Here is an 8,640-nt window from a genome sequence, read left to right as displayed (position 1 = left end):
ATGTTGGAAAAACGCGTCAAGCGTCAGTTATTGGATGAAGTTAAATCTATTTGTCCTGAGCATGTCACTATTATGCAGGTGCGTCAGGGCGTCGCTAAAGGCTTGGGGCATGCAGTATTGTGCGCCTATCCGCTGGTGGGCGACGAACCCGTAGCGGTTATTTTGCCGGACGTGATTATCGACGAATACGAAAGCAACCTGAAGAAAGACAACCTGAGCGAAATGCTTCAACGTTTCGAAGAAACAGGACACAGCCAGATTATGGTTGAGCCCGTCGAAGACGTCAGCAGCTACGGCGTTGTGGATTGCCAGGGAAGGGTGCTGGAACCGGGTGATAGCGCGCCAATGGTTGGCGTGGTTGAAAAACCTAAAGCGGATGAAGCGCCGTCTAATTTGGCCGTGGTTGGCCGTTATGTCCTTTCAGATCAAATCTGGGACTTCCTGAAGAAAACGCCGCCGGGCGCAGGTAATGAGATCCAGTTGACCGATGCTATCGCGATGTTGATGGACAAAGAAATCGTCGAAGCTTATCACCTCAAAGGCATCAGCCATGACTGCGGGAATAAGCTGGGTTACATGTCAGCCTTCGTTGAATATGGATTGCGTCACAAAACGCTGGGTACAGAGTTCAACCAGTGGTTGAAAACAGCGGTTCAGGAAGAAAATAGCTAATTATTTTTAACCCTCTGTGCAAGTACAGAGGGTTTTCCCCTTATCCCGCACAACGTAATTTCCCTATCATTTAAATAAAAAAATACCCCCTGCGAGCAGGGGGTATTCATAAGACTTAATTATTTAATGCTATTACAGCAGGAAGTCATCCAGAGATTTACCCTGTTCTTCGATGGCCTTTTTGATCACTGCCGGAGTACGGCCCTGGCCGGTCCAGGTTTTGACTTCGCCATTTTCATCAGTGTACTGGTATTTAGCAGGGCGAGCAGCACGTTTACTTTTACCGGCAACTTTAGTAGAGCCTAAAGACTGAAGCAGTTCATTCGGATCGATACCGTCAGCAATTAACATATCGCGGTACTGCTGCAATTTGCGAGTACGTTCTTCAATTTCTGCCTGAGCTTGGCTTTCTTCTTCGCGGCGTTCATTAACCACGACTTCCAGTTTTTCCAGCATTTCTTCCAGTGTTTCCAGACTACATTCTCTTGCCTGGGCGCGCAGGGTACGGATGTTGTTTAGAATCTTTAGTGCTTCGCTCATTGTATTAGTCTCAAAATATATTTAATTAGTGGCTGTACGAGAGATAATAGAGCGCTATTTTATTTTCTGCAATAGGTAGATTTGTATTATCGCCAAAAATAACAAATCTAATACAGCCATCACGTATCTGTAGGTCGATATAAATCTTTCAGAATTGCTAATACATTTGGTTACCTACTCCTGGATGAATTATGGTCGGACCTGTTGCCACGGTTTGTTTAGCCAACAATTAATCGCAATTTGTCCTGTTTAACAGGTTCAATTACTCGCTACGTCCTCGTTGGGAATAGGGTAAATGATGCTCGCCTAAAGTCGGTTTAGTGAGATTGTTACAATCATTTCCAAATCATGACGAGTGATGTAGATACACTCACTGTATTTGATATCGGTCGAATTTATTTTAAGGCTAACCAGAGCCCATTGACTCGTTCTGCGCATAAATAAGCTCAATGTCACCAGGGAGAGGCTATTTACAATACATCGGAAAAGATTGCGGTATGGGCGTGTTTCTTAGCCTGAGGAGAGACGTATCGCGAGGATTTCGAAGGCCTATTTAAAACTGAATAACGAAAGAACCTACGACCGGAACTATTCACGGCTAAATTATATGTTGGCATCTTGCCATCCTTCATTCGGAAGGTCGCTATACGGCGTTACCCTTAAATTATCCATATTATTTGCAATGCAAATGAGTCCGCAGGTTAACGGTTTTATCGCGAAAGGGATGAGATAATTGACTAACCTTACGACATGCTTACTTTTGTAACTATTGATATAAAGAAAATTTTATCCCGCTCACACTTTTCAGTTAAGTCATATTAATAAGCACCATGAATCTTTTGGCCTAACCGTTTCAACCTGAAATCGTGGTATTTTTACTCCAAATAATGAAGGAGCGCATCACGTAACATCGCGCATGTAAGTCCTGTCTCGGTGTTTAAACGATTCACGCTTAAAACGATAACAAAGACGCCCATACATAAACCGCATAATCACAAAGAACGACAGAATCTTAATTGGCGAAGGAGAGGCGAAGGAGAGGGATATCTCATCATTGATGAAAGAAATAACGTGTCATTGCTTCTCTCGCGCATAACCCTTCCATCCTCAGCCTGACACGACGCTGATGTCGCCCCCTTCATATCCCACGCTTTTATCACCCTGAGGCGATGTCGGCTTATGTGCGCCTTTCTGACGGATAATAAAAAACCCCGCGTCGATGACACGGGGTTTAAGGATCACAGCGGGAGGTATTGAATTAACTTACGATTTAACACTTTTGCGCTTTTTAGCTGGCGCCTTCGTTTGTTCAACGGCCGGTGCAGCGTCATCTTGTTCTGAGAACGTGCGGCCATAGTAACAATCCAGCAGAATTTGCTTCACTTCGACAATCAGCGGGAAACGTGGGTTTGCCCCGGTGCACTGGTCATCCAGAGCATCCTCAGACAGCTTATCCACTTTTGCCAGGAAGTCGGCTTCCTGAACGCCCGCTTCGCGAATAGACGTGGGAATGCCCAGCTCTTTCTTCAGCGACTCCAGCCAGCCCAGCAGCTTGTCAATTTTTTGCGCCGTCCGATCGCCTGCTGCGCTCAAGCCGAGGTGATCGGCAATCTCAGCATAGCGACGACGTGCCTGCGGGCGGTCGTACTGACTGAATGCTGTCTGCTTGGTCGGTACGTCATTGGCGTTATAACGGATGACGTTGCAGATCAGCATGGCGTTAGCCAGACCATGTGGAATGTGGAACTCTGACCCTAACTTATGAGCCATGGAGTGGCACACGCCGAGGAAGGCGTTAGCAAATGCGATACCGGCGATAGTGGCGGCGTTATGCACACGTTCGCGGGCCACCGGATTCTTGCCGCCTTCGTGGTAGCTTGCCGGCAGGTTTTCTTTCAGCAGTTTCAATGCCTGCAGGGCCTGACCGTCCGAGTATTCGTTAGCCAATACGGACACATAGGCTTCCAGCGCGTGTGTTACCGCATCCAGACCGCCGAACGCACACAATGACTTCGGCATATCCATCACCAGGTTGGCATCGATGATGGCCATATCAGGCGTCAACGCATAGTCTGCCAGCGGATATTTCTGACCAGTCGCATCATCGGTGACGACGGCGAACGGAGTCACTTCTGAACCGGTGCCAGACGTGGTGGTAATCGCCACCATCTTCGCTTTGATCCCCATTTTCGGGAATTTGTAGATACGTTTGCGAATATCCATGAAGCGCAGAGCCAGATCCGCGAAATGCGTGTCCGGATGTTCATACAGCACCCACATGATTTTCGCTGCATCCATCGGAGAACCCCCGCCCAGCGCGATAATCACATCAGGTTTGAACACGTTCATCTTTTCAACGCCGCGTCGTACGACGCTCAGGGTCGGATCGGCTTCGACTTCGAAGAACACATCCACTTCCATGCCATGGCGTTTCAGCACGCTGGTGACCTGATCAACATAACCATTATTGAACAAGAACGGGTCAGTCACGATAAATGCGCGCTTGGCACCTTCCGTCGCGACTTCTTCAAGCGCCAGCGGCAGAGACCCCCGGCGGAAATAGATAGATTTGGGAATTTTGTGCCACAACATATTTTCAGCTCGCTTCGCTACCGTTTTACGGTTGATCAGGTGTTTCGGCCCGACGTTTTCTGAAATCGAGTTACCGCCCCATGAACCACAGCCCAGCGTCAATGACGGCGCCAGTTTGAAGTTATACAAATCACCGATCCCGCCCTGAGACGCCGGGGTGTTGATCAGGATTCGCGCGGTCTTCATCTTGTCGCCGAAAGTATTAATGCGCGCTTTTTCATTATCCTGGTCGGTATAGAGGCAAGAGGTATGGCCGATACCGCCCATGGCGACCAGTTGCTCTGCTTTCACTACTGCATCATCAAAATCTTTCGCGCGGTACATCGCCAGTGTCGGAGACAGTTTTTCATGTGCAAACGGTTCAGATTCGTCGATTTTACTGACTTCACCAATTAACACCTTGGTATTCGCGGGTACGGTGATGCCAGCCAGTTTAGCGATATCGGCCGCCGCCTGACCAACGATCGCGGCGTTCAGCGCGCCGTTTTTCAACAGGACGCCCTGAACGGCTGTTAGTTCCTGACCTTGCAGTAAATACCCGCCGTGGGAGGCGAAACGTTCACGCACGGCTTCATAGACGTCATCCACGACGACGACGGACTGCTCTGACGCGCAAATCACGCCGTTATCGAAGGTTTTGGACATGAGTATGGAAGCCACCGCGCGCTTGATATCCGCGGTTTCATCAATCACGACCGGCGTATTGCCTGCGCCGACGCCTATAGCCGGTTTACCCGAACTGTAAGCCGCTTTCACCATGCCGGGACCGCCTGTCGCCAGGATCAGATTGATATCCGGGTGGTGCATTAATTGATTAGACAGCTCAACGGACGGTGCATCGATCCAGCCGATGATGTCTTTCGGCGCGCCCGCCGCGATAGCGGCTTGCAGCACGATATCCGCCGCTTTATTCGTAGCGTCTTTGGCTCGAGGGTGAGGGGAGAAGATGATGCCGTTACGGGTTTTAAGACTGATTAATGCTTTAAAAATCGCGGTGGAGGTCGGGTTGGTGGTGGGAACGATACCGCAGATCAGACCGATAGGTTCTGCAATGGTAATAGTACCGAAAGTATCGTCGACGGACAGAACGCCGCAGGTCTTTTCATCCTTGTAGGCATTGTAGATATATTCGGAGGCAAAATGGTTTTTAATCACTTTATCCTCGACAATCCCCATGCCTGATTCGGCAACGGCCATTTTCGCCAGAGGGATTCGGGCATCTGCGGCGGCCAGGGCGGCGGCACGGAAGATGGCATCCACCTGCTCTTGAGAGAAGCTGGCAAACTCGCGCTGAGCGCGCTTCACTCGTTCGACCAGAGCGTTAAGTTCTGCCACATTGGTTACGGCCATAATGATCTCCTGTAATTATTCAAACTCTTTCAGTCAATAGTTGCCGCTTAATGGGCCGTCACATCTGTCGATGTGCTGGTACTACGGGGGGCAATGCTGTGGCATTTGTCCGCGCCCCATTGACTCAAAGAGCTCGCGCTATACTCATTACCGAGGTCAACACGTGTCGTTGTTGGCTGCTGCTCTGCTACCCTCTATAAGGGTCCAAGGCTAAATACTTTTTTGGCTATTTATTCTGCGGGTCTCGTTTTAGCGATTGCGTTCAGGTTACAGGGTTATCAATCGTGTTTTTGTGATCCTAGTCCGATATTTTGCGAGCTGACTCCATTCAGCTTATTTTGATTGATAGCTTTAACCAATCAAAAATGAGAGGTTTTAAAAAGTGGGCGTTTTTGGTTGAAAAGTGTATTCATCTGTTTATTTCTCCTACGTAGAAAAAAACAGATGAATATTCGATTATCGAGAGGGACGTATCGCCTTATTTTCATTACAATGCGCCCGTAATTCTCTTATCTTCCTGAAGACTGTCTGAGGTGCGGTGTGATGCATTCTGTGCTGGATTTTTCCAGCTTTATAAAATTTTTCGTCGGCTTATTCGCCCTCGTCAACCCAATCGGCGTTTTACCCGTATTTATAGGGATGACCAGTTATCAGGATAATAAGGAACGAGACAAAACGAATTTAACGGCGAATGTTTCCGTTGTACTTATTCTCTGGGTCTCCTTATTTTTTGGTGATGGTATTCTGCGGTTGTTCGGTATTTCTATTGACTCATTTCGTATCGCCGGAGGCATTCTGGTGATGACGATCGCGATGTCGATGATTGGCGGTAAGCTGGGTGAGCATAAACAGAACAAACAGGAAAAAACGGAAAATGCCAACCGCGAAAGCGTTGGGGTCGTCCCTCTGGCGCTGCCGCTGATGGCGGGCCCCGGCGCTATCAGCTCCACCATTGTATGGAGCTCGCGGTATCACGGCTGGCCCAATTTGGTTGGGTTGTCATTAACCATCGCACTGTTTTCATTTTGTTGCTGGCTATCATTTCGTGCCGCACCGATGATTGTTCGGTTGCTGGGTCAGACCGGTATTAACGTCGTTACTCGTATCATGGGCTTATTATTGATGTCGCTCGGTATCGAATTTATTGTGACCGGCCTGAGATCGACGTTCCCGGGATTATTATAAGCGCCGTCTATATTATCTGATTATTCGATCACTGGACTTACCGGCTGTCGCCCATGCGTCAGCCGGTTTTTTTATATAAAAAATATTGATGGTTTATTGAGGCGGAGCGAAACAAATAACGGCATGGATCTTGATGTTAGCGTGCGAGGTTAAGACCGCGCACTCTGTTTTTTTGTGATTATCCCCACAGTCATTGACGAATGATTATCAAAAGTGACACGCTGAGCTCTGTAGGAGCAAATGCGTGAATCAGTAATAACAACTTCTTATGGTAGGCTGATATCCTGTTTTACATAAAAAATAACCTATATAACGCTATAATTTTAATGTGATGACGGAAAGCTTTGTTCATATTTTCCGCAGATTTTTCTCACAATAGAAAATTAAGTAACAGCACGTGAATTCTATTGGCGAAGTGTCATTCTTTTGCTAGTTTCGGCTTAATTAGGCGTTTAATCATTACTAAAGGTAAGTTAATTTAAACTGACCATGCGGTTTCTCTTCAGCCTTTTTTCTCAGGGGATAGGCGAATGCTGCGTTTCCCTGTAAATGGCGAGGTTAGGGTAGACGCATGACTGAGACTCAATGGGCCGGATTTCATTAATTAGGGAACACGTTGTGTTCCTTTACGATGAAAATGACAGGGCCAGCACGCGGCGACAATCAGACTCGTTCCCTGAAAGCGCCGCGCGGCGAGTGGACGTTGTGCAATAAAAAAAGCGAAAAGGAGCACAATCAACAATGGCAAAACTCAAATTACAACCGCGGCGGGTCATGGCGGCACTGGGCATGTTTAGCGCAGCAGTATCGATGTCGAGCTGGGCTGCCGTGGTCCCGCCCGGTGTGCAGCTGGCGGACAAACAGGAGCTGGTGCGAAATAACGGCGCAGAAGTTGCGTCGCTGGACCCGCATAAAATCGAAGGCGTACCGGAAACCAATGTCTCGCGCGATCTGTTGGAAGGGCTGGTCAACACCGACCCCGACGGGAAGATCATTCCTGGCGTGGCGGAAAGCTGGGATAACCAGAATTTTACGGTCTGGACCTTCCATCTGCGTAAAGATGCCCGTTGGTCTAATGGCGACCCGGTTACCGCAGACGATTTTGTGTATGGCTGGCGGCGAGTGACCGATCCTAAAACGGCCTCTCCTTATGCCTCTTTCCTGCAATTCGGTCATATCGTGAATATCGACGATGTGGTGGCTGGTAAAAAAGCCCCGGACACGTTGGGCATCAAGGCGATAGATGATCACACGCTTCAGGTGACATTAAGTCAGCCGGTCCCTTATTTCTATAAATTGCTGGTCTATCCGGCGACCTTCCCGGTATATAAAAAAGCCGTCGAAAAATTCGGTGAAAAATGGACGCAGCCTGCAAACTGGGTCGGTAACGGCGCCTACAAGCTGAAAGAGTGGGTGGTCAATGAGAAACTTGTGCTGGAGCGAAACCCCAATTATTGGGACAACGCGCATACCGTCATCAACAAAGTCGTTTACCTGCCTATCACTTCCGAAGTGACCGACGTCAATCGCTATCGCAGCGGTGAAATCGACATGACGTACAACTACCTTCCGATCGAATTGTTCCAAAAACTGAAAAAAGAGATCCCGAGCGAAGTTCACGCCGATCCTTATTTGTGTACCTATTATTTTGAAATCAATAATCAGAAAGCGCCGTTTAATGATGTCAGAGTACGTAACGCGCTGCGTCTGGGACTCGATCAGGACATCTTGACCAACAAGGTAAAAAATCAGGGCGATACCCCAGCCTTTGGTTATACCCCGCCATATATTGACGGTATGACCGTGGTGAAACCGGAGTGGGCGAGCTGGTCTCAGCAGAAACGTAACGAAGAAGCGAAGAAATTACTGGCCGAGGCCGGCTACAGCGCGGAAAAACCGCTGACTTTGACACTCCTGTACAACACTTCCGATCTACATAAGAAGATGTCGATTGCGGCAGCGTCAATCTGGAAAAACAATATTGGCGTCAACGTAAAACTGGAAAATCAGGAATGGAAAACCTTCTTGGATAATCGACATCAGGGCAATTACGACCTGGCGCGGGGCGCATGGTGTGCCGATTACAATGAGCCGTCCGGTTTTTTGAACAGCATGGTCTCCAACAGCAGTAACAATACCTCGCACTATAACAGCCCGCAGTTTGACCAATTGATGAATAAAGCGCTGGCGGCAAAAACTGACGCTGAACGAGCCGCATTTTATCAGCAGGCGGAAGCGCAGCTGGATAAGGATGCGACGATCGCGCCAATTTTTTATTACGCCAATCTGCGGTTGGTTAAA

At 48.4% G+C, this 8,640-nt stretch carries 5 protein-coding genes; 3 read left to right on the top strand and 2 right to left on the bottom strand.

Going from position 1 to position 8,640, the window contains the following annotated elements; genetic code table 11:
- A partial coding sequence (locus tag Q7O77_RS11255) for a sugar phosphate nucleotidyltransferase (protein ID WP_304167077.1) occupies window positions 1–672 on the top strand: 672 nt, incomplete at its 5' end.
- A 132-nt stretch (window positions 673–804) separates the two neighbouring features.
- Here Q7O77_RS11255 and hns read toward each other — a convergent pair.
- Window positions 805–1,212, bottom strand: a complete 408-nt coding sequence (gene hns / locus Q7O77_RS11250) for a histone-like nucleoid-structuring protein H-NS (protein ID WP_026739418.1) — start codon at window positions 1,210–1,212, stop codon at window positions 805–807.
- A gap of 1,263 nt (window positions 1,213–2,475) precedes the next feature.
- Entirely contained in the window at window positions 2,476–5,154 is a 2,679-nt protein-coding gene (gene adhE, locus Q7O77_RS11245) for a bifunctional acetaldehyde-CoA/alcohol dehydrogenase (RefSeq protein ID WP_304167073.1), read from the bottom strand.
- 540 nt (window positions 5,155–5,694) lie between these two features.
- Between adhE and Q7O77_RS11240 the strand changes: the two genes are divergently transcribed.
- The gene (locus Q7O77_RS11240; protein WP_304167069.1) at window positions 5,695–6,339 is read left to right on the top strand and encodes a YchE family NAAT transporter; all 645 of its coding nucleotides are present in this window, start codon (window positions 5,695–5,697) and stop codon (window positions 6,337–6,339) included.
- A gap of 741 nt (window positions 6,340–7,080) precedes the next feature.
- The coding region (gene oppA, locus Q7O77_RS11235) for an oligopeptide ABC transporter substrate-binding protein OppA (protein WP_304167066.1) at window positions 7,081–8,640 on the top strand (1,560 nt) is incomplete at its 3' end.

It is taken from the genome of Lonsdalea britannica (assembly GCF_946477055.1).
In the GTDB taxonomy this organism is placed as follows: Bacteria; Pseudomonadota; Gammaproteobacteria; order Enterobacterales; family Enterobacteriaceae; genus Lonsdalea; species Lonsdalea britannica_A.
This window is presented reverse-complemented; position numbering and strand designations above follow the sequence as displayed.